Annotated in this window: 15 protein-coding genes and 5 pseudogenes; 14 read left to right on the top strand and 6 right to left on the bottom strand. The window is 61.5% G+C overall.

All coding sequences use genetic code 11. The annotated features are described in order from the left end of the window. Positions 1–149: 149 nt before the first annotated feature. Together B0G71_RS40080 and B0G71_RS40075 are read left to right on the top strand one after the other, a co-directional pair. Positions 150–503, top strand: coding sequence for a hypothetical protein (locus B0G71_RS40080; RefSeq protein WP_116149262.1), 354 nt, complete (start codon positions 150–152; stop codon positions 501–503). Between the two features lie 72 nt (positions 504–575). After that, positions 576–1016, top strand: a pseudogene (locus B0G71_RS40075) (SET domain-containing protein). A 363-nt stretch (positions 1017–1379) separates the two neighbouring features. On the opposite strand, the gene B0G71_RS40070 reads toward B0G71_RS40075, so the two are convergent. Continuing rightward, positions 1380–1652, bottom strand: a complete 273-nt coding sequence (locus tag B0G71_RS40070; RefSeq protein WP_404935495.1) for a PRC-barrel domain-containing protein — start codon at positions 1650–1652, stop codon at positions 1380–1382. 103 nt (positions 1653–1755) lie between these two features. Here B0G71_RS40070 and B0G71_RS42455 point away from each other — a divergent pair, with 103 nt between their 5' ends. The 4 genes and pseudogenes from B0G71_RS42455 to B0G71_RS42435 all read left to right on the top strand — a co-directional run bounded on the left by B0G71_RS42455 (position 1756) and on the right by B0G71_RS42435 (position 5075). Next, a complete protein-coding gene (locus B0G71_RS42455; RefSeq protein ID WP_258875806.1) occupies positions 1756–1956 on the top strand; it encodes a response regulator in 201 nt (66 codons plus the stop codon). Positions 1957–2300: 344 nt separating this feature from the next. Beyond that, positions 2301–2618: a hypothetical protein gene (locus B0G71_RS40060; protein WP_116149258.1), complete on the top strand. Its 318-nt coding sequence runs from the start codon at positions 2301–2303 to the stop codon at positions 2616–2618. Between the two features lie 744 nt (positions 2619–3362). Then, positions 3363–4843: pseudogene (locus tag B0G71_RS42830) on the top strand (sigma-70 family RNA polymerase sigma factor); the annotation flags it as partial. A 49-nt stretch (positions 4844–4892) separates the two neighbouring features. Further along, positions 4893–5075, top strand: a complete 183-nt coding sequence (locus tag B0G71_RS42435; protein ID WP_258875856.1) for a sigma factor-like helix-turn-helix DNA-binding protein — start codon at positions 4893–4895, stop codon at positions 5073–5075. Between the two features lie 252 nt (positions 5076–5327). On the opposite strand, the pseudogene B0G71_RS42825 reads toward B0G71_RS42435, so the two are convergent. Both B0G71_RS42825 and B0G71_RS40045 read right to left on the bottom strand, forming a co-directional pair. Continuing rightward, positions 5328–6719 (bottom strand): annotated as a pseudogene (locus B0G71_RS42825) (hypothetical protein). An 891-nt stretch (positions 6720–7610) separates the two neighbouring features. Next, positions 7611–8231 (bottom strand): sel1 repeat family protein, encoded by a 621-nt coding sequence (locus tag B0G71_RS40045; protein ID WP_116149968.1) that lies wholly within the window; start codon positions 8229–8231, stop codon positions 7611–7613. Between the two features lie 412 nt (positions 8232–8643). On the opposite strand from B0G71_RS40045, the gene B0G71_RS40040 reads away from it, so the two are divergent. Together B0G71_RS40040 and B0G71_RS42425 are read left to right on the top strand one after the other, a co-directional pair. After that, complete coding sequence (locus B0G71_RS40040; protein WP_116149966.1) at positions 8644–8997, top strand: hypothetical protein; 354 nt, start codon at positions 8644–8646, stop codon at positions 8995–8997. A 1563-nt stretch (positions 8998–10560) separates the two neighbouring features. Beyond that, on the top strand, positions 10561–11130 hold the full coding sequence (locus B0G71_RS42425; protein WP_258875867.1) for a hypothetical protein: 570 nt from the start codon (positions 10561–10563) through the stop codon (positions 11128–11130). A 173-nt stretch (positions 11131–11303) separates the two neighbouring features. Here the strand turns inward: B0G71_RS42425 and B0G71_RS40020 are convergent. After that, positions 11304–12453: pseudogene (locus B0G71_RS40020) on the bottom strand (IS3 family transposase); the annotation flags it as partial. A gap of 428 nt (positions 12454–12881) precedes the next feature. Here B0G71_RS40020 and B0G71_RS40015 point away from each other — a divergent pair. From B0G71_RS40015 to B0G71_RS40000, 4 genes and pseudogenes are all read left to right on the top strand, one after another. Next, positions 12882–14087 (top strand): Fic family protein, encoded by a 1206-nt coding sequence (locus B0G71_RS40015; RefSeq protein ID WP_116149963.1) that lies wholly within the window; start codon positions 12882–12884, stop codon positions 14085–14087. Between the two features lie 301 nt (positions 14088–14388). Beyond that, positions 14389–15225: a hypothetical protein gene (locus tag B0G71_RS40010; RefSeq protein ID WP_258875854.1), complete on the top strand. Its 837-nt coding sequence runs from the start codon at positions 14389–14391 to the stop codon at positions 15223–15225. Between the two features lie 15 nt (positions 15226–15240). Beyond that, positions 15241–16456 (top strand): annotated as a pseudogene (locus B0G71_RS40005) (hypothetical protein). A 189-nt stretch (positions 16457–16645) separates the two neighbouring features. Beyond that, positions 16646–17029 carry a hypothetical protein gene (locus tag B0G71_RS40000; RefSeq protein WP_116149960.1) on the top strand — a complete coding sequence of 128 codons (384 nt, stop codon included), beginning with the start codon at positions 16646–16648 and terminating at the stop codon, positions 17027–17029. Positions 17030–17193: 164 nt separating this feature from the next. On the opposite strand, the gene B0G71_RS41665 is transcribed toward B0G71_RS40000, so the two are convergent. Beyond that, positions 17194–17334 (bottom strand): hypothetical protein, encoded by a 141-nt coding sequence (locus B0G71_RS41665; protein ID WP_181916987.1) that lies wholly within the window; start codon positions 17332–17334, stop codon positions 17194–17196. A gap of 276 nt (positions 17335–17610) precedes the next feature. Between B0G71_RS41665 and B0G71_RS39995 the strand changes: the two genes are divergently transcribed. Together B0G71_RS39995 and B0G71_RS39990 are read left to right on the top strand one after the other, a co-directional pair. Continuing rightward, the gene (locus B0G71_RS39995; protein ID WP_116149959.1) at positions 17611–17889 is read left to right on the top strand and encodes an HU family DNA-binding protein; all 279 of its coding nucleotides are present in this window, start codon (positions 17611–17613) and stop codon (positions 17887–17889) included. Positions 17890–18189: 300 nt separating this feature from the next. Then, a complete protein-coding gene (locus B0G71_RS39990; protein ID WP_258875865.1) occupies positions 18190–19722 on the top strand; it encodes a sensor domain-containing diguanylate cyclase in 1533 nt (510 codons plus the stop codon). A gap of 2388 nt (positions 19723–22110) precedes the next feature. Here the strand turns inward: B0G71_RS39990 and B0G71_RS39980 are convergent. Beyond that, positions 22111–22575 (bottom strand): hypothetical protein, encoded by a 465-nt coding sequence (locus tag B0G71_RS39980; protein WP_116149956.1) that lies wholly within the window; start codon positions 22573–22575, stop codon positions 22111–22113. Positions 22576–22579 lie beyond the last annotated feature (4 nt).

The following is a 22579-nucleotide window of genomic DNA, read 5'->3' as shown; positions in this document are numbered from 1 at the left end:
CGCACCGGTCCGCTGTTCCTTCCAGGGGCGGGAACGCGCGGCGTGCGACCCGGCCGCCGCGCGCGGCGGTCGCGGGCACACCCAAACCGGGAACACGTCGCAAAAAAGCGGTATAAATGGCAGATCGCTGCATTCTGGAAAGTCGCTGTATGGCTGATATCTATCTGCTCACCGGGCTGACGCTTCCCGCCGGCATCGCGCATGAGTCGTTGCCCGGGGCGGTGAAGGCGTTCATCGCTGACTGCTGGCAAGGCATGAGCCGCACGCAGATGATTGCGCGCGCGAAGTCGCGGAAGCTGCGCCTGTCGTTTTGCGCGACCAGGCCGTGCGCGCACGGCGAAACCGGGGTGTTTGCGTTGCGTTTCAGTGATGGGACGTCGGGCTGTCTGATGCTGGCCCACCTGCGGCGGGTGCGGAATAGTCGTGGCCGCAACCGTCGACCTGGCCGTACTGCCGTTTCCCGCCCGCCGGCGCGGGACCCCCGTCAGACCACCCTGTTCTGAATGCCACGGGGCAGTTGCGTGCCACGCAGCGCTCGATATGCTCGCTGCCATCAACGAACCAGGAGTCCGGAAGTGCGGCGTGTGGCGGTCAGAAAATCTTCAGTTCATGGGCGGGGCGTGTTCGCGCTGCAGGCTATCACCGCTGGCGCGCGGATCCTTGAATATCGGTGAAGTCACCTCCTGGCGGGCCGCTGCCAGGCACAAGCGTTCTGGAACGCCCGGTCACACGTTTCTCTTCGGCCTTGCTGACGGACGCGTAATTGACGGCAGCGTGGGTGGCAACAGTGCCCGCTGGCTGAACCATTCGTGCAGGCCGAACTGTGAGGCGATCGAGGATGAGCGGGGCGCGTTTTTATCGAGACGATCCGGGACGTGCTGCCGGGAGACGAGTTGTTTATCGCCTATGGGCTCACGCTCGATGAAGCGATCACTCCCGAACTGGTCGCCGACTACGCGTGCCACTGTGCGACGAAGCGGTGCAAGGGATCGATGCTGGCTGCGGTGAGCGGCTAGCGAGCGCCGCCCGACCGACAGGTCCAGGAACGGCTCCAAGGCTGATGGACGAGACGCATGGTGACGGGAATCTCCGTGGCAACTCATCGAGGGCGCCGGCCGACGTTCCGCGACCGGCTGACTTCTACAGCTTTCGCTGCCTTCACGGCCGGTGCACCCAAGGCCGCCGCCTGGCGCGCTGCCGTCTTTGGTTGCCAAATTGGGTGTTGCGACTTTTACTTCCCAAACGCTGCTACTTTTGCTTCACCGCACGGGGCGCGGTCGTAGTACTGGTGAACCGTGGTGCCCTACGTGGCGTCTGCTATCGAAGGCCAGTTGTCCCTGTCAAAACCCGGGTCGTCCTTGATGCGCTGGGCAGCGACGCTAACCAGCGACGCCAACGCGAAAAAATTCTGCGCCCGTGTCGAGCGTGGGTGCGTTCCACGGTGTCGCATGCAGGTTCGTACCCATCCCGCGAAAACCACCTTCTGACAGCACTGCATATGCGATCCTGCCGCTGCGCATGTCGAGCATGATGTCCCGGATCTTGCCGACGTCCTGCCCGTCTGAGGAAATCACCTGAGAGCCGTCAAGTGTCGCTGCGGTCATCACTTCCGGTCCAGGGCCTTCACTGATGCCGCTGCCGACGATGTTCACAGCGCTGCTGCCGTCAGGGCGGCACCGCGTCGTGAAGCCGGAGGGAATCTCCGGAGGCACGCGACTTGCGGAATTCGAATCGTCCTTCCAACCGCACCGTGCCATGTCTACCGTCCTGCTTGTCGACGATGACTTCGAAAACCAGTGGGCGCTGCAACTGGCGCTGGAAAGTCGCGGACACCGTGTCGTGCTGGCCGGGAATGGATGTGATGCACTGCGAAAGGCCACGGAAAATTTTCCGGATCTGGTTATCACCGATTTCCAGATCCCCAATTGGACGGCGGGGAGCTGTGTCGCCACCTGAGGTGTCGGGCCGTATTTTCCGACCTACCGGTCGTGCTGCTGTCGGCGATGCCAGAGCCTGTCGGTGAGCTCCGCAACTGGACTGTGTTCTTCCGGAAACCTGCGTCGATAGCGGCATTGCTCGACACCGTCGACACATTCACTTTGGGGCGCCTGACATACGTGCGGGCATCACATCGCTCCGGATACCACGCCGCGTCGCGGTGGCGAGCCATCGATTCGCGATGCTGGCCTTGAGCATTAACTGGTGTTGCGACAGACCTGCGTCCCTGGCGCACCCGGGAGTAACCCGGTCACGATGGTGCAATGGGACTACACTTACAGTCATGGAAGCAGGAGAGAGCCATGACGCACGATGACCCGGAAAGCACCTTCCGGGGGTTACCGCTTACCGCAGAGCAGGACGCGGAAGTGAGACACTACATAAAGGTCCGGACCCAGCGTGGCCTGCCATGGAACACGCCGGAACTGGGTGCGATGCTTAAGGACATGCTACAGCCGCCGGATGACGGCGACGACGAACCGGATGCTCCGGCAGATGGGATGAAAGCTGCCGCCGAGCGGGCGATGGCTTCCGTCGACGAAGCGATGGAACCCATTGAAGCAGACGAGGAGCGCAACGCCGCGATCGAGTCGGAAAGCATGAAGGGGCCGAAACGATAGGACCGTGGGCAACGATGAGTGGAGCATGCTCGCGCCGCATGCCGCCGACAAGTACGGCGCAAACTTCATGGATGCGGTGCGCATGCTACCTGCACCGGAACGGCTGCCACCGCTAGCTCCTGGTTCAGGCGCTGCGGACCCCTAAGTCCGTGTTGCGTGAATGCGCTCGCCAAGTGCATCGACGTGTTCCAACGACGTGTTCCGGATACAGGGATCGTCCGCACAGTGGGCAGGCCGGCGTTGTGTCGGCGAACAACGGATCAAGCCCCTCATAATCTCCGCCGTGGCTAAGCTTGCGCAGACAGCTGAGGTATCACCCTTCGGCTGTCGACTCATCGCGAAAACATTCAATATTTGATCCGTGGTGTCCGCATGGACACTGCACGTGAGTGATTGCGTGCGTTTTCATGATCGGCCTCCAACGCCATCTTCAGATACTGGATCACGCAAATCCTGAGCCCGCGCCAGAAGACGATCCATTCTCCCTCCCGCTGACGAATGAGCCCGTGACCGGCTGTCATTGGTGCGGTGCAGCAATTTCTGTTACAATACCGGTGTGATTTCCACGCGCTGTTTTCGCGCGCTATTCCAACCGGTCCGCTTGATACAGGCAGGCCGCGTCCATTACCCGTTGCGACCTGCAACTCATGCCCGCCTGCAGGCGTGAATCTCGTCGCGCGCTCGCCGTGGTTTGCCTAGCCGCTGGTCTGGCTATCGCCGGGCAAATTTGTCCAGGGAGAATGTATGGCACCTTTTGATCGGGAACATTCAAGGTTAGACACAGCTGCAGGCGCGCCGAAGGCTGGGGACGCCGCACATCGAAGGACAGGGCTACCGCAGCCCTGCTCCCGATGGACGCAGTGTCCACTGCGTTGCAGGACGAAGAGCGGCAGCGCCAGATGCGCGCACTCATCCAACTGGGGAAGACGCGCGGCTACCTGACGCATGCCGAAATCAACGATCATCTGCCGGACAATGTCGCACACACCGCTGCGATGGAAACCATTGTCAGCACGTTCAATGACATGGCGTCGCGGTCTACGAGCACGCGCCCAGCGCGGAGACGTTATTGAACGACGCCGCGCCGGCCGTGTCGGACGACCAGGCCGACGAGGAAGCGGAGGTCGCGCTTTCGACGGTCGATTCCGAATTTGGACGCACAACCGATCCCGTGCGGATGTACATGCGTGAAATGGGCGCAACGGGATTGCTGACCCGCGCGGGCGAGGTTGAGATTGCGAAGCGCATCGAAGACGGCCTTCATGAAATGATCCAGGCGATTGCAGCCTGCCCGGCGACTGTCTCTACAATTCTTGCGAGCGTGGAGCAGATCGAGGCCGGTGACCTGCGCATCGACGAACTGGTCGACGGTCTCAATGAGGATTCCGCCGCAGCCGGATATCCGGTCCCGGACATGGCTGACGCAGCCGGCACCGACGCGGACCCAGTCGATGAATACGAAGACGGCGGTGATGGCGATGAAGACAGCGAGACTGGAGACGAAGATCGCGTGAAGGCGAAGCAGCGCGTCCGTTGTGAAAACGCAACGGAACGATCAAACGCGCCCCTTTTTGCGAAGCGAAGCGCACCGAACTGGCCGCCGCAGCGACCCGCGACCCGAGCGTGCGCGCGGTGCGATTTAAGCGCGTTTTGTTTTGCGGGCAGACGTTCGCGGGTATGACGAATTGCCGCATGGATCGCGAGAAAGCCGCGCTCGAAAGTAGCTCTGCCCGCGATTCAGGCCGAACAGCAGAAACTGGTCGATATCGAAGCGAACGCCGGCCTGCCGCTGCAACAGTTGAAGAAGATCAACCGGCAGATGATGGCGGCCGAGTCGAAAATGCGGCAGGCCAAGCGCGAGATGATCGAGGCTAACCTGCGCCTTGTGATCTCCATTGCGAAGAAGTACGTCAACCGGCATGCATTTTCTGGATCTGATCCAGGAAGGCAATATCGGCCTGATGAAAGCCGTCGACAAATTTGAATATCGCGTGGGTGGAAGTTTTCGACCTATGCTACGTGGTGGGTGCGGCAAGCCGTCACGCGTTCGCTTGCTGATCAGGGACGCACGATTCGCGTGCCAGTGCATATGATCGAGTCGATCAACAAGCTCAACCGGATTTCACGCGAGATTCTTCAGCAGACCGGGCGCGAGGCTCATCCCGCAGCGCATGGAACTGCCGGAAGAGAAGGTTCGGAGCATGCTGAAGGTCACAAGGCAACCGGTATCGCTCGAGACGCGGTGGGCGAGGACGCCGACGCGACGCTGGGGACATGATCGAAGATCCGACGGCGGCGTCGCCCGCGGACGCGGCCGTGCAGGCGAACCTGCGCGCTGCGATTGATGAGGCGCTCGATGCGCTGTCGCCACGCGAGGCGAAGGTGCTGCGGATGCGGTTCGGGATCGATACCGCATCGGACTATACGCTCGAGGAACTGGGCAACAGTTCGACCTGACGCGCGAACGGATCCGGCAGATCGAAAGCAAGGCGATGCGAAAACTGATGCACCCGGCGCGGGCCGACAAGCTGCGGCAGTTTCTCGACCGTTGAGCCGCCAACCCGGGCGTCGGCGCGTTGCGTTGTCCAGATGGACGGGATCTCACCGCCGGTCAGAGGGCAGGGCGATGCTTCGCGCGCACCGGGGCCACGCTGTCCCGATGCGCTTCATCCGTCATTGGAGAACAGATCGTAGCACGCTACCACCGACTCACAGGAGGACTGCCTGCTGCAAAAGTTCGAGCGCCTTCAGTTCGTCGAGTCGACCCGTGCGTGCCTTTTCCTGCCAGGCGTCTTGAGCAGTGCTTCCGCGACGGGCGCGATGCCGTGAAGATCGCCCAGGCTTGTCGCGGTAGGGCGCAGCGACTCGGGCGATTGCTGCGGTGCTGCGGCCTGTGGGAGCGACTGAGGGGTTGCCGGCGTGGCTGCAGTCACTTCACCATCACTTTCGTTGATACACGACCGGCAGGCTCGTCGGGAGCATCAGCGAGATGATCCTTCTGGCTGACCGCATTCGTCCCTTTCTCTCCGGCGACATCCGCCGCAACTGATTAAGGAGCTTTCCGGACCGGTCCGGACGACGGCCGCCCGAGCGCGCCCCGTATCCATCTTTGCCCCGGCGGCCTTTCCTGGGACGCCATCCTTCGTTGCGGCCGCGAGCGGTTCGCTCTGTTCGACGGGATGCGCGGCCGGCGCGAAGCGGGAATAAGCAAGTGCGACACCGACTCCGGGATCTCGGCTTCCGAGCGCGGCGTATCCAGCCAGCCAGTTGGTAAACCAAGTCGCTCCGTGAAACGGTTGGCTTCGACATCGTCCAGACGTTTCTTCCCATACAGCCGATGGGCCATATTGGATCCGGTCATCGCCATGACGACACCCAGTCTTGCTTTCGATCCCTTGCGACCCGTGAGAACGTGGAGGTTCGCGCGTCGGATTTTCTCCACGTCGCCACTGTCGTTTAGTGCCAGCGCGTGCTGCTGGATGGTTCGAGGCGGAGGTCCTGTCTTTCGAGGGCGCACCTTTTCGCGGCCCAGGAGGGGTGGGCTGTTCGGCCATCTGGCTTCGATTGTTCCTGACGGCCTTAGGCGACCCGCCCGCTGTTTTCTTCGGCATCTGCGCTTCCCCAGACAAACTGTCTTCAGGATATGGTGGCTGGCCGCCGTCCAGGACGGAAGGCGGCATGGGTGTTTCCGACACTGCTTCCGGCTCGTCGTCGTTTTGAACGAAATCGAGCGGTGATTTTCAGGCGGGGTGATGGTTTCGGCGCGAGCGCAGGATTGGGCTGGTCAAAGAAACCGTGAGGCAATCCAAGCGTGGTCTCCATGTGAAAGGCGGTCTCGGGCGTGAACCTCTCGCCCTTCGTCAGTTCGGCCACCCGCGCCATGTTCGATCCAAGTCCCAGGGCGATATTCTCTGCGCCCACCGTATCGACCAGAAACTGGAACGATCGTGTCTTGAAAATGGAGGCAGTCTGGGCGGAGTCCCGGGCAGGTGCATTGACGTACGATGGTCTCTGCCGGGTGGGCTGAGATTGCTTCACGTGACGAGGTTGGCGCTGGCCGCTGTCCCGAGATCCCGCATATCGTCCGCGGGGTTGACTCATAAAGTGGGCTCCATGCGATTGGTGTGCTGACTTTCCGATTATAGAGGAGGCGATGCTTCGTCTGACGCGTCGACGACTCCATGGGCCGATGACATATGAATGGAGGCAGCCACAGTGCCGTACTGCGTCAGCGTCCGCATTTTTAACCGCGATCTGGTTATTCCACCTGTAAAGCAGCGCTTGGTCTCCCTTCCGCAAACCACGTGAAAAAACCATCAGCTATCAGACCGGCGAATGAAGACCCGATTCGCTGGCTCTCTCACGTTCAGCGTCAAAACTCCACCGGCGGTTGATCCGTCATTGGTCAGGAAACGGCGCCGCCTGCGCAGTCAGCCGCGCAAAAGTCTGGCCGGATTTCTCCAGGTTAAAATGATTCGGGTTGCCAGGCATTATACGCGCTCATATCGCCGGCGACGCATAAGCCTGTCGACCTCCGAAGCGCTACGGAAGCGCACGGAACCCGTTTGCTGAATCGCATCGCTGGTATCGATCAGGAAAGCCTGCTCGCCGACTCACGCCGTGATCCCGTCCCCTTGCATTTCGCGAGGACATGCATTCGACAATGCGCGTTCGCATCACGAGGGACGGAAAGTCTCGCCTGCGCAATGTCGCCAGTATCCATTGACGAAAGCGTCCGTCGAGTGCCCGATGTCGCCAATCCCCGATGCAAGTCCTAAGGGGGCCGCCGATGGTGGCTCGGTTTGTATCTTCATGAATGCGCCCGGCGAAGCCTGAGATTCTGACGACGTACGGATCCGACGGATTCGTTTCGGGCGCGGCAAATGTGGCGTCAGTCTTCCTGCGGGCGCATATCCGTATCTGCGACCCCCACAACGCGTTTCCACCTCTTGACCTCTTGCCCCGGTTCGACTCGCAGGCGGCAGGACTGCTTCACCGCAGCGCTGCCAGACGGCGTTGGCAACGTAGATCATCTCCACCGCGCCGGTAGCTCTGTATGGCCTTCGTGCGGTCCGGAATAACGCTCCTGTTTTCGGCACCCCACGCGCCTTCCCAGAAAAGCCCGAGATTGTGTGCTGATGCCTTGTGCCCCAGTTTGATGGCCTGCTCGTAGAGCGAGAGCGCGCGGCTCACATCTGCCTGCATGCCCCGCCCGAGTCGTGCGCTGTCGGCCAGCGCGGCGGCGGCCATGCCGCGAAGATGGCCGTCTGCGGTCTCATCCTTCATCACATCTTCGAAAATCGCATTACCCTTCTCAAGGTCCGCCTCGCCTCCCGTTGGAGTGACAAGGGAAATGGCCATTGCCATCCGCCAGGCGGGATGCCGGTTCGTGCCGATGCGCTCCAGCAGCCAGCGACCCAGGTCCGGCGCGCGACTGAGCGTGCTGGTGAGAAGCGCATTGGCGATGGCGGCGATCGACTCGACGGACAGGAAGCCAGTCCTGTTTGCTGCAATGACGTGACGGGAAAACTTTTCAACATCGAGGGTAGGGTCGGCACGGCGCAACTGATGCCATTCGCGCTCGATCGTTCCTACCCAGCTTTGCATTTGCATGGTGAGCGATCCGTTGGTGAAGAATGCACCTGATTCTAGCTCACCGTTTGTGAAGTGCAACTTTCAGAGTTCGTGCGTCCCGACGCATGCGTTCGCCAGATGGAGGGCTGCCACCGTCGCGACGTCCCGGTCAGATGACGATTCTGAGTAGAGCTTCGATCTTGTTGCTGTGATCGAGCGCGGTGGTTTGTCGTTCACAGAGTCACGACGCGTTTGCAGGCATCGGCGCCTCCGGTAACATCAAGGCGGTGGCGTGGACCGTAGTGGATGATCAGGCGTAGATGGCGGCGCTATTCAGACCGCGACTTGTGGCAGGATCCGAACCGGATAGCAGATACGGGTTCGCGAACCCGCAGGCAGAAATGTTCGCCAGCCTGCTTCGCATGACGTTGGAGAAGGAGAGTGTTCCCCGATGGCTGATGCATTTGAACTCGTTGCCCTGGCGTTGCCCGGCGACGTCGCCCCCGAGTCACTGCCCGCCACCGTCCACCAGTTCGTCGTGGATTGCTGGCCCGGCACGAGCCGCAGCCAGTTGACCGCCCGCGCCCGGCGCCTTGCACTGCGTCCGTCGCTGCGCGCCTGTCGCCCGGGAGCGCCGGGAGACATCGGACACTTTGCACTCACGCTTACGGCGGGCATGCAGACCGTGTCCCTGATCGCGCATCTACGCCGTGTCGCACAGCGGCACGGGTCGGCGCGCAGTCGCAACGCGGCTACCGCCTCGCGACCGCCCGCGCGCGATCCGCGTCAGGCATCCCTGTTCTGAACGGGGCGTCAAACCGGACGACCCGCATCGAATTGAGTGTCACGCAGGTGCGCGCCACCATGAGCGTGGTTGGGACGAGGGCGCAATGACCTATCACCGAATTCTGCACGATACCGCAGTACGTTTGGGCGCCCCCGACGACGAGGCACGTCGACGATCCAGACTGAGGACGCCGTCCGCAACCTGTCAAAAGCAATTGATTGCCGGGGTTCGCCGTTCGTCGAGAGGGTCGCCTTGGCTCCGTACTGCCCCATGAGGATGACCCCTGTTTCAAGCTTCGTCCTGTCTTCACGAATAGAGGCTGTTTTGCCCATCAGTTTGGGAAACCGTGGGTTTCAGAATGGGCGTATTCTTTCGCACGTCACGAAAGAACAGGCGTGATCGGGGTAGCGAGGAGAAGAGCGCGACCCCGCGGCTTCGATATGGCCGCGGGGAATGCGTCGACTGTTCGCTCAGCCACGAAACTCGACAACAGGCGTTGCGTGCTGGCGCGGCTCATTGCGAACCGGAAGCCGGTGTTGCCGTCTTTCTCGCGACCCATTGAGGGATTCCTCGACAGGATCAAACGGTTGGCCGGGGGCGTCGAACGAAAGTTCTTCTCCATTAGCTGGCGGCGTTGTGACACATTTCAGACGGGCTACCCTAATGCGGCAGCAATGCTCCGGAACCTGACGGACGCGCTACGCGCGCAACTCGGCCATTGCGGACGTTGGAGTGTCGGCCACTGTGAGGCAGCTGATAGGCGCTTTGCCGCCGTTCGCGCCGTCGTAGCCTCGAATGTCAGGTGCGATGCGAGTGAATGAGTACTCGCGACCCCGAGCGGCCTTTCGGCGCGCTCGAAACCGAGCGACCGAAGCCAAGCCTTCAGCGCCCTTCGCGAAAGTCCCGCCTAGACGCGTGCGCTGCCGCTCGACTATCCTTGCAGCACCATCAGGAGCTAACCGCGTTCAATCACACTACGTTCCTTTCGCTTCCTTTCACGGGTCTGCGATGCGTGAAACCACACCTGTTCCTTGTCGGGAATGTACGCGGAGGGAATACGCGATTGCTCGCCTGCGTGTCGCAATGGCCCGTCTGATCCGCGCCGATTCGGCGGTCGAAATGGCTCGCGCTACGTGCTGGGCCAACGCCTGGGCGAGCGCGATTGGCGATCTACATTTTCACGGATTCGTCGAGGGGCGGGGCGGACACAAGCCCAGGCGGTGATCGTTCGATTGCCAGTCCAACTGCGGTTCCGCTTGAGGCAACCGATTTCACTTTGACGAGCAAGCAGCAACGCAGGTCAAGTCGGCATGTAATGGCCGAAGCGCCGCATGAACGACGGCGTTGGATGGAGCATCAGGGCTAGCCAACAGCCCTAGTGAACCATGTCAGATCAACAGCTCGTCAATTCATGTTCGCACATCTCTACGTGAGGCGAATCATTTCAAAATTGTGACGCTTCATGATTTGACGTTTTCACCACGGTCGAGATATTGCGGCGCAGCAAAAAAGCGGTAACCTAAAGGGAGGGCATCGGCAATCGTGCTCCGGCGCGGTCGCGATATGACAGGAGAATGTGCCATGACGACTTCTCAGGCTTACACGTCAACCGCCCCTGCATTGCATGTCTTCGAACAAGCCGGAGGCTGGCATTGGGGCATCACGGTCCCGCGTGCAAAGGGGAGCGGGTTCAAGCTCATTGCTTTCAGTGAATGCACTTTCCCGGTTGAGGACGCTGCCCGCGCGGACGGGGAGCTAGCGTTGATCCACCTGACCGATAGCGATCCCGCGAGCGACTCGCCATCGGGGCCGCGGGGGAAGGAGGTCTGTAGGTCCGCCATGCGAAAATTGAAATCCACCCCTATCGGTCAGGAAGTGACAGCCATGAGCCAGCCCAATACGAACCTTACGGTACCGCTTCTTACCGTCGACTCGACACTATGGTTTTCGGCGTACGGCTTTGGTTGGGGATACTGCGCCTTTGCGCTCCCTGCTGAAACGGTTTGTGAAAAACTCGGCGCTGCAAACGGGACCGCAAAACAACTGATGCTTGCTTTCGAGCTTGGCAAGCGCAAGATTCTGCAGGTCGTCGAGCAGAAAGCAATTCCCAGCACCGGCGAACGGATAACGCTATCGGCCGCCGATCTCTGACTTTGGGGGTGACCCGTTTCGGTGGACGGTTACGTAGTTGAATTTTGAGTGGATAGATTACCTCCGTTTGAAGAGGTGCTGTGAGTTGTCCACGGCCGGTCGGCGGGTCGCCTGTCACGACCACGACGCCGGCCGGCGGTGGGCGACTCACATGTGGATGAAGTCGGTTTTTGTGCCGCATGCAGCTGTTCGTAAATGATCGGCGAGTAATAGCCGAGCCCGCTATGAAGGCGAAACGGGTTGTACCACGCCTCCAGAAAGTGGAAGATCTCGCGCCGCGCCTGTTCACGCGTGGCGAAGTGCGAGCGCGCCAGCAGTTCGCATTCAAGGGTGGCGAAGAAGCTTTCGCACATGGCGTTGTCGAAGCAATCCGCTACCGTCCCCATCGACAGACGCACGCCAGCCTCGCGGCAGCGCCGGCCGAAGGCGATCGACGTGTACTGGCAACCCTGGTCGGAGTGGTGGATCCCCCGTCGGGTCGGCGTTGCGCCAGTGCCATGTCTAGTGCCCGCAGCATCAATTCGGTGTACAGATGATTTGACATCGACCAGCCGACAATGCGGCGACTGAACACATCGAGAACCACCGCGAGATACAGGAAGCCCTCGCCGGTCGGCACGTAGGTTGCATCGGCCACCCACAGGCGGTTGGGCGCGTCGGCGCTGAAGTGCCGCTGCACCAGATCAGGCGCGGGCCGCGCGTCGGGCTGGCGCCGCGTGGTGGTGATCCAGCGCCGCCGGCTCACGCCGCACAGCCCCGCAATACGCATCAGGCGGGCGACCCGCTTGCGCCCCACGTGAACGCCCTGGTCGACCAGTTCGACGTGAATGCGGGGCATCCCATAGGTGCCGCGCGAGCGCGCGTGTATCGCGCGAATGCGCGCCAGCAGATCCATATCACTGAGTGCCCGTTTCGATGGTCCGCGTCCAAGCCATGCGTAAAAGCCGCTGGTGGAGACCTTCAGCAGCCGCGCCATGGTGGTAATGGGCCAGGTGGCCTGATTCGCTTTCATGAACTCGAACCCTTGTCGGGCACGGTTCCGGTCTCCCGGGCGAACCAGGCCGCCGCTTTTGACAAGATGTCCCGCTCAACCTCCAACTGACGAACCTTGCGGCGCAGCCGTGTCAGTTCCTCGCGTTCCGTGGTGGTCAGCCCGTCGTGCCGTCTGCCTGCGTCACGATCGGCCTGCGCCACCCAGTTGTAGATGGTTTGCGCGGTCGGCTCGAACTCCTTCTCCAGCTCCTCGGGCGTACGCCCGGCCTTGACCAGTTCGACCATCTGGGCCCGGAATTCCGCCGGGTACGGGGTGCGATGCTTCGCCATGGTGGCACCTCCTGTTCAAAAGGATAGGTGTCCATTTTTGCGGGTCAACTTCACAAGCGGCGTGTCCTCGCCGGGTGAGGGGAGTGCCGGCAACCCGCGTGTTCGCCGGTATGTGCCGAGTTCCATCATCATTTCCTTAGTGACGGGCACCGGCCGCTCCTGTTTACGTTTGCCCAGGCAAGGTGGAGGCGCGCCTGACGCGCGGCAGGTAAATGGGTGGGATTTCCGACGACGGCGGAAAAGGTCAGGCTAAACCTCGCACATTGGATATTGTCAGTGTGCTGTTTTCCAGCGCCTGCTGATGCACGACAAACCCGGCTCCTACCGCTGATGAGATGCGCGTTGTTTAAGGCCGCTTACATAAGCTACAACGTTATTTAAGCCAACGGCATATTGCTTAATTAACGGTGGTTGGCCATAATCCACCGATGGCTGACGAGAACACAACCAATCCCCGGCTTGGCCGATTCGTCGAAACCGCTGTAGGCGGTGAAATGGCGCGCGCGTTCGTGCCGCCGCCCCTTCCCCCCGAACCGCCTGTCGACGTGTTGAGCTTACTCGAGCGGCTTAGCCTTGCCGAGCGGGCGGTCGGGCGGCTGGACGGTATCACGATGCTTCTCCCTCGCCAGGAGCTTTTCCTCTACATGTATGTGCGCAAGGAGGCGGTTCTTTCGTCGCAGATCGAAGGGACCCAGTCCACCTTGACCGATCTGCTTCGTTTCGAAACGGAGGCACAGGCCGGCCAACCCGTCGACGACATCCGCGAGGTGTCGAACTACGTCGACGCCATGATGTATGGGCTTGACCGGCTCCAGGCGTTGCCGCTCTCCCTGCGGCTAATCCGCGAGATGCATGCGCGTCTGCTGCAAAGCGGGCGGGGCGGCACCAAAAGCCCTGGCGAGTTCCGCAGGTCCCAGAACTGGATCGGCGGGACACGACCCGGTAACGCCCTGTATGTGCCGCCGCCCGTCAACGAACTCGACACCTGTCTCGATGCACTTGAAAAGTTCATGCATGAAGACCGCTCGCGCTTGCCGGCGCTTATCAAGGCCGGACTTCTTCATGTCCAGTTCGAGACGATCCACCCGTTTCTTGACGGCAATGGCCGTATTGGCCGGCTGCTCGTAACCCTGTTCCTCAATGTGCATGGGGTATTGCATTCGCCGCTCCTCTACCTGAGTCTCTACCTCAAGACGCACCGGGCGGATTACTATCGGCTCCTCCAGGAGGTCCGTGAGCGTGGTGCCTGGGAACCCTGGCTCGAATTCTTCCTCGACGGTGTTGCCGAGACGGCAAACCAGGCATTTGATGCTGCAACACGGATCGTCGGTCTGTTCAAGGAAGATCGGGAGCGGATCACGGCGCAGAGCGAGCGAGCCGGATCGGCTCTACGCGTCCATGACCTGCTTCAACAGAACCCATTCCTCACTGCGAACCTGCTCGTTGAACGTACGGGCCTCACTGCGCCTACGGTCAACGCTGCGCTTGCTGACCTGGAACGGCTCGGTGTGGTGGAGGAAGTAACGGGTCGCCGGCGCGGGCGCGTGTTCGGCTATCGGCGTTATCTCGCCATCCTCGGCGAAGGCACTGACCCGCTTCCCGCTCCACAGAACCCGACTCCGGGCGGGGAGTGATCCCGCCGCCCAACAGCATCACTATCGCCGGTTTCGAATCCACTGGGCCCGCTTCGTCACCGTCGGATTGCGCCGTGTGTACCCTTCTCGGTGGTTAGCTAAAAACCGGCGACCGCGAGAGCATGGGCTTATGCGAGGACGGACCGGTGCTGCCAGGAACGCCGCAACGTCAGCCTCGCCAGGCAAGCACGCCAGAAAATTGAGAAGCACGGTCAAATGGATTAATCTCGTCAGCCTGACCAGCAAACTGTTCTGAACCCGACGGATGCAGCTCGACATTTTCAACGACAGCCGCGACGTGATGCTGCGCAACGATGTCCTGTCAGCGTTGCAGCAGTACGATGCCGCGGGCGCGCGGCGCGCGCTGCAGGCCCTTGCGAACGAGTATCGGGACGACGACGTCCTGGTGTATTTCGGTTCGGTCGTCAATGCCCTCGAGGGTCGATCGACGGTCCCGTTTGACTGTCACGAAGCCGCATTGCGGGCTCGCCAGGCACTATCTCGCGAAGTCCAGCCCGCAGTCGCGCGCGTGTTCCCGGGGCAGAGCGGGGCGACCTGGCTCGCACCGCTCTGGGCAGAACTGGCCGGTCGTGCCGCTGCGCTGCCTTTCGGTGCGGAGCACGCCGATGCGCACGCGGCGCCGCTCTTCCTGCTTGCTGCGAGGTGGGCCGAGGCCTCTGATGCGATATCTCGCATCGCGTCCTGGCGACGGATTCCAGCGCCGCTGTGCTGGATGACGGAGGCACGTTACCGGCTCGACGGCCTGGACGCGGCCTGGCCGTTGCTGGTGGAGCTTGCATGGCTCTCGCCATCCCGGTTTGACCAGCTTTTGAGCCGGCTTGACGACGCGTGCGTCAACAGGTTGCGGCGCGCCTTCGATACGTCGTTTGAAGGCGCTGGCGACATCGGCGATCTGGCATGGTTTCCGGCGTGGGTACTCACGGACAAGACCGGCCTCGCGCCGCTGTTCAGACTGGCGGAGCCGTCGCGACAGAATGCGCCCGAGCGGGCGGCGAAGGTGATTCTCGGGTTACTCAGCCTGGAGCGTCAGGGCCGGCATCACGAACTGCTCGAAACCCGGCGCGAACTGCAGACGCTCAACGCGGCCCTGTACGCTGCCTACATGAAGACGCGCTGAGAAGGTCCACAGAGCATGTCACGAACCGCTTCTCACAAATGGGTGTTCGCCGCGCGGTTCCGGCGCGGCGCCTTCGGCTGGAAATCCGCGTTGCCGATCCAGCGTCTGAAGGAGGCCCTGACCGAAATCCGGCAGATCGCCCGTGCCGATCCTGTTCTCGCGGCCGACGGCGCGGTCGCCCTGCTCGAAATGCTTTCGCCGGCGCTCGAGCAGGTAGACAGTTCTTCCGGGGCGATCGGTACCGCCGTGAATCGCGCCATCGATGCGCTGGTGCCCGTCATTGGCGGGGCGGATGTGCCTGCGCCGGTCCGCATGCGCTGGCTGGACCGCCTGTTTGATGCGCTCCAGGAGGACCGGATGCCGTATATCGAACAACTGGGCGATCGCTGGGGCGACCTGTGCACCTCATCCACTATCGCGTCCTCATGGGCAGACCGGTTGTTGCCGGGGACCGCGCGCGTGATGGGCGCTGAAGGTCTGGGCGAGCATTTCGCGGGTACCACCGCCTGTCAGCGCGCTGAACGCCGCCCGCCGCCATGAGGAACTACTCGCTCTCGTGAACGGCGCGCGCCTGAGCTGGTGGGGGTATCGCCAGTACGGGGTAGATGCGCTGATCGCATTAAATCGTTCGACTGAAGCACTGCGTTATGCGGAAGCGTCGAGGGGGCCGAATGCGCCAGCCGCAGCCATCGCCCGCAAATGCGAAGCGATCCTTCTGTCGTTGGGCATGACGGACGAGGCCTATCGACGCTATGCGATCGAGGCCAATCAGGCCACCACGCATCTCGCGACGTTCCGTGCCATCGCGAAAAAATATCCGGACAGGAGTTCCGACAGCATTCTCCACGACCTGGTCGCGAGCAGTCCCGGCGCCGAGGGGAAATGGTTCGCCGCCGCGAAGGACGCCGGCCTGCTCGATCTGGCGGCGTCACTCGCGATGCGCGGCCCCGCCGATCCGAGAACCCTGACGCGGGCCGCACGCGATTTCGCCGGACAGGCACCAGCGTTCGCGATGACCTGTGGTACGGCGGCGCTGCAGTGGATAGACGCCGGTTTTGGCTATGAAATCACCAGCGGCGATGTACTCGATGCCTATTCCTCGCTCTCGCAGGCGGCGCTCGCGAGTGGCATGACGCGCGACGAGCTTAACCGGCAGTTGCGCAATCAGTTCGCGGCCAGGCCAGGGCATTCGGTTGTCGCCACGGTGCTGGCGCATCATTGGGTCACATGACGGCGCGGTGCATCCGGGTCACCGGGAGGGCGGCTCACGCAAGGCGTGTGGCCGGGCGTGCCGTCGTTAACGGCCGGAGGCCCAGACTGTGGGACGAGCGCCCGTTATGCCGCAAATGACCGACTGAAGCGTAATGCGACCGTTGCCGGGAGTTTCACGACAGACAGAAGTCTGTACAGGACTTGGATCATGGAAGAGTACAACCCCGGTTGCGCACCGGAACCTGAATCATGGCTCGAACTCGACGAACAGGAGCGGATCGCGCTTGTCGAAACGTACCACTGCGGCGCCCGGATCAAGCTTCCCAACGTCACCGCACACGCTGCGCTACACGCGATCGTCGAAAACCAGATTGCCCTTAACCTCGAGCCCGTGGTCCGGGCGATGGATCGCCTCGAGAAAGAAGGGCTTACGCGACATGACGCGGTTCACGCGATCGGCTCGGTCGTCGCAGAGCATCTGTTTGATATTTTGAAGACGGATCAGAACGACGATGCTGCGACTTCGCAGGCGCGTTATGACGCGGCGGTGGAGCGGTTGACCGCAGCAAGCTGGCACAGGGGTGAACACTGATGCCGATACCATCGAAACTTCAGCGGTGGTTTGAAGCGGGGCAGCGCTTCAGGTTGAGCCATGTCCCTTTCCAGGTAGCTCGCGAACTACGGTTGAATCCACGGAATTCGGGTCGCTGACTAACGGGTGTAGATCGTCAACTAAAAAGTCCGGCGGAACGAGAACTATCTTGTCCGGTCGACGGGGTAATTGTCGCGTGGCTCCGTGCGCAGAATGGCCAGTTGCGCGAGCGTATCGATCACCTGCTGCTGGAGGTGGACCAGTACCGGCGGGCCGTGGTATCCGGCCAGGGAAAAGGCGGGCAACTCACGGTGTCGATAGTTGGTGGCTGTGGGGCCGGTGGTTGCCTGCCCGGATGCGGCGGTCCTGTCGATTGATGAAGCGCCACGTGAGATGTGACAGGTTCTGGTAGCGGCCGCCGTCCGGTGTTCACAGTCGGGAGAACGTGCAGGTGACGTTAACGTGCGGCCGCCTTTGGAGAATGCATCCGCGCTGGCGCCAACCAAGGCCGGGTGGTGATTGCGCGAAGGCGCACCGATCGGGTAGGGTGAGGGAATTTCGACCACGACGAGGAAGACACGATGAACAAGCAGGAACTGGTGGAGGCGGTCGCCACGAAGACCGGAGATAGCAGAACGGCGACGGGCGAGATGATTGACGCGGTGATCGCGGCCATTACGGGCGAGCTGACGAAAGGAAAGACGGTGCAGCTGATCGGCTTCGGTTCGTTTTCGACGGGGGCGCGCGCCGCACGTGTGGGACGTAACCCGGCGACCGGCGCTGAGATCCGGATCCCCGCTGCGAAGACCGTGAAGTTCACTGCGGGTAAGGCATTCAAGGACGCAGTGAACGGCGCCTGATAACGGCGAAGCCGTCGTCACAGGCACGCGGGTGGCCTCCGGTTGAAAAGCTGCTTCATAGCTGAGAATCGCGGATTCGCCGGAGACCGTTCCCGCTCGCCAGTCAGCGCTACTGTTCCGGATCAGGATACGTCGCGTGGCGACCAGTTCTTATCCGGCAGCCTGACCGTCTCTATCACCTCTCCGACGAGGGCAACACGGGTCAAGGGGATCGCATCGTCGTTCGGCATTCACCGGCTGCCTGTCCCGTGTGAACTCGTAGCGCTCCGGTTCTAAAAAGACAACGTACACATGCCGTCAATGCCCACCAATAAAACCCTGTCCGGATGGTTCATGGGACCGCGCGCTGTATTTTATGGCGGTGTCCTCATCGCACTCGTCATGGTTTCGCTGTGCGCAGTCTCCCTGTACCAGAGCCGGCAGGACGCGCTGGCGCGGGCACGCGAGACGTCGCGAAACGTCGCGCTCATCGCGGAGCGCGATATCGAGCGCAATTTCGAACTGTACGCGCTGTCACTTCAGGCGGTGGTTGAGGGGCTCGGAGCTCCGAAGGTGATGGCCCTGCCGCCTGATCTGCGAGGCCAGCTCCTGTTTGACCGGGCCGCGACCGCGAAAAATCTGGGGTCGATGCTCGTGCTTGATGCTTCGGGCAACGTCATCATAGACGCGGGCAACGATACGCCGCGCACCGGCAGCTTCGCCGACCGGGACTACTTCAAGGCCCAGCGCGACAGGCCCAACACGGGCCTCTACATTAGCGCACCGTTTTTCTCGCGCCTTCGCAACGGTTCGCCCAGTATTGCGCTAAGCCGGCGGGTGTCGCACCCGGACGGCACATTTGCCGGCATCGTGCTGATGGCGATCGACCTTGAGTATTTTCATGACCTGTTTGGCGGACTGTCGTTGGGGCCTCACGGAGCCATTTCACTGATTGCTGCCAACGGCCTCATGATCATGCGTCAGCCTTACGATCCGAAGGTCGTCGGGCGCGACATCAGCAGGGCCAGTACCTTCCGGCAGTTCAAAGCCGCGTCGGAAGGCAGCTTTTCTGACACCGCGTCGATCGATGGGGTGCGCCGCCTTTACTATTTCAAGAACTTCCCGCATCTCCCGCTGATTATCATGGTGGCGGAAGCCGAGCCGGATATATACGCCGCCTGGCATCGGCGGGCACTCACGATGGGCTCCCTGATGGGCGCGTTCGCGCTGGGTTTTGTTGTGCTCTCATTTGTACTCGGTACCCAGCTACAGCGACGCCTGCACGCGGAGTCCGAATTGCAGCTGCTCGCCAGAACCGACAGTCTTACCGGTCTTCACAACCGGCGCACGCTTGGGGAGATCCTCGATCAGGAGTGGCGCCGTGCGCAGCGCATGCGCAGCGTATTCTCGCTCCTGTTTGTGGATATCGACCGTTTCAAGGCCTACAACGACACCTACGGCCACCAGGCGGGCGACGATGCGCTGGCCGCCGTCGCACGCTGTATCGGCGAGAACATCCGGCGGCCCGCGGACACGGCGGCCCGCTATGGTGGTGAGGAGTTCATTGTTGTCCTGCCTGATACATCCGAGAGCGGAGCATCCCTGATCGCCGAGAAGATCCGCGCGGCGATCAGCGGGCTCGCCATCGAACACGCAGGCAGTGAATATGGACGCGTAACCGCGAGCATCGGGTCCGCGAGCTGGACGCCGAGTTGGGATACCGATGTAACGACAGTCATCAAGGCAGCCGATGAGGCGCTTTATAACGCCAAAGCATCGGGTCGGAATAAAGTCGCGAGCTGTCACGAGCAAAAGATCACGCCACCGGACCCGGCTCTTACGGCTCGGGAATGACGTTGCTGGCGCGCTTGCCGATCCCGCGCGAATTCTCATTGCTGGGCAACATACACCGCCTCTGCCTCCTTGTCGAACCAGGCAGTTTGATGGCTATCGCGGATGCTTAACTTCGGGAAATCTAGGGTGCTTGTTGATGACTATGAATTCTGCGGCTCAGCCAAGGACTCGCTGATCAGTAGCGCGCGAGCGGGGCCGGAGGGGGCTGGCGTGGATTGCATCGACCGGGTTACCTTACGAAACGGCGCTATTAATGGAAGAAAACTTATCTTAACAGCGTCGTTCTGCGATGCGTTTTTCGCGCATCGAAGCCGCCGCTCGCACAAGTGAAGTTGTTAATAGATTTCAACTAATGTTGTTAATACCGCCGTCGGGCCGTTGCAGCGCCGAGAGCGCGGTGACGTTCCATCGGCCACTCGCGTCCAGTGGGCGGGCTTCAGGCGTTTTACGCCCGGGTCGCCCGTCAGATTTCCACATAGGAAAACGGAAGCTTCGCGTTCATTGCTTAACAACATTAGTTGAAATCGCACAGTAGAAAACAAAATTAGTTGAAATTTTCAGCCCGATGATAACAACATTAGTTGAAGTCAAAAATCTGCGGAAATGGTTGTCCAGCAAAGGGTTGCGGCAATCCATCCGCTGACAGGGATGCTAGCAACTTTACTTGTGCGAGCGCTATCGGCTCGGGCGCGATGGTCAACGCTTGCGGAGCAATTGGCAAGGTGATTTGACAGATGCGCTGATAATCGATCGCGCAACGCCGCAGAGTAGCAATTGCCTCGCGTGGCGCCGAGCGCCTGCAGTGGTGCGTGATCCCATCTGGCAACGAAGCGCCTTCCGGCCGACCGATAAAACCAGCACCATGGGCGCCCGTTTTGCCAGCCTAGCAATCGACGGCGGCGAACATCAAGATCGACCGGAGCGATTGCATCGGTCACGTGCCAGCCGTCAGCGTCCGAGCAGGTCAGGCACGCGCCATTACTGGCCGCCCACATCGCGTCATGACGCGCCTGCTCACGCGCGACGTTTGCCGCCTTCCGCAACGATTTGCTGGCACGCGGTTCCGTTGACCAGTTTGTAAAGTTTGACGTCGCGAATCGAACGCCAAAAGGCGAGACGAGTGCGAGCCATGCACTGTCATTCCACGATGTCTCGGGTGATCCGTTGTCCCATCTGGCAAGTCCAAGGCGCGCAGCGGCAGTGGTACGCGCCTGGGCGTCGCGCCAGCGCACTCCGAGGCTCACTCGAGCTGCGTGGCATTCCAGCCAGTGCCGCGTCCTGTTGTCGGCAGCACCCGCGCCGCGGAGCTGACAATCAGCCGTCACCATCGCTGCAAGCGTGCCATTAAATCCGAGTGAGGGGAGTCGGTACGGCCAGCATCGTTGTTCGACGCCGGGTTCGACCGAGCGCGCCCAAAGCATGGCAACAAATGCCTTCTGTGCTCTACTGCTACAGCAAATGCGCTCGGCGATCTCGAGTGGGTCACACGAGTCCATAAACCGGGATACCCATCGATCTCCGCCGGGTGCGACATGCCGGCGGACATGGCGCGCTAGCGCACGGTACACATCGATCGCAGACGTCGTCTCCCGAAGTGACGCTCGTCTATTCTCTTGAACATCAGTTGGCGGCGGACGATCCTGGCTCTGCACAAGCTTTGACAGGGAGCCGTACTCAACGATCTCGATGCGAGCCGGCGCGGACGTATTCGGTCTAAGGCACGTGGGATATATGATCCCAAGCGATTGCGCTGTGGTGATCAGCCACTCGAGACTGCCAGGCGCGTGTTGGGAAAGGGCCTGGTCCAATCGCAACGGTCGGATGAGTTGCGATAACGAATGCAGCCATGCCGCGACGGAGGTGAGCGCGTGCGTCATATCTGGCGTCATCGTCGGTCGGCGACAGGATTCGTGCGTAAAAAAGTGCAGGCGCCCACACGGACAGCTCCCTGCCGTTCCGAAGTCGGCGGGAGAACGTAGCGCGGCGCTAAACGGTGCGCCGCAGTGGCAGCGGTCGACAAGCGGGGTGTGATGAATCGGGCAGGCATCGAGCAATGCGACGGAAAACAGCGCCGAATGGTAGCCCGATGCCAGACATGCAAGGCAGACGCGTGGCTGGGGCACGGCGAGCGCGACACGCAGCGGATTTGGCAGCGCGTCAAGAGTCGACCACTCGAAGATCGCTGGCGGTTCGCCGAGCGCGCGCGAGAGCGCCGCAACATCGATCTTGCCAGCCTGGATATCGAGCAGATCCACCGATTGGTTTGGACGCGTCCTGGAGGTCGGCAGGTCAGCAGGGTGGAGCGCGTTGAGCGCGCACGCGCGCAGAACTGTGTGCCACCGCGATGCATACGGCAACACACTGCCACGATGCCAGGTAAGACGGCGTTCAGGCATGACTTGCTTGGCGGCGACTCGCGCCGCGAAGAGCCGCAGTCGCCGACACCAGCGCCATCAGTCTCCGGTGCCCGCAATTCTCGACAGCCAGACGCCATGCTTCGGGCGAGGTCGCTATCTCGACGTTTCCGCCACTGGCGATGTGAAGTAGAACATGGCGACACGCTTGCGCCACGGTCTTCATCGGAAAATCCACCGGTCCGGCATAATACGACGGCAATGTCTCATTCATCGCTTGCATAAGGCTGTCGGCCTGATGCTCCATCCGAAATCCTCCAGCCCACGGGCGCGGCGCCAGGCCTGCCGTGAATGAACAGCCAGAGCCCGGCGGCCATTCGCTACCGTCGTCATAGCCACGCATCACATAGGCGAGCTCGTCAATACTTCGCACACCGTGAAAGGACTCCGATGCGAGCATGAAGCGGGCGGCCACATGGGCGCCGCCCGCGAGTGCCATGCCG

The organism is Paraburkholderia sp. BL27I4N3, assembly GCF_003386115.1.
Taxonomy (GTDB): Bacteria; Pseudomonadota; Gammaproteobacteria; order Burkholderiales; family Burkholderiaceae; genus Paraburkholderia.
The sequence above is the reverse complement of the archived record's forward strand: the minus strand, read 5'-3'. Positions and strand labels throughout refer to the sequence as shown.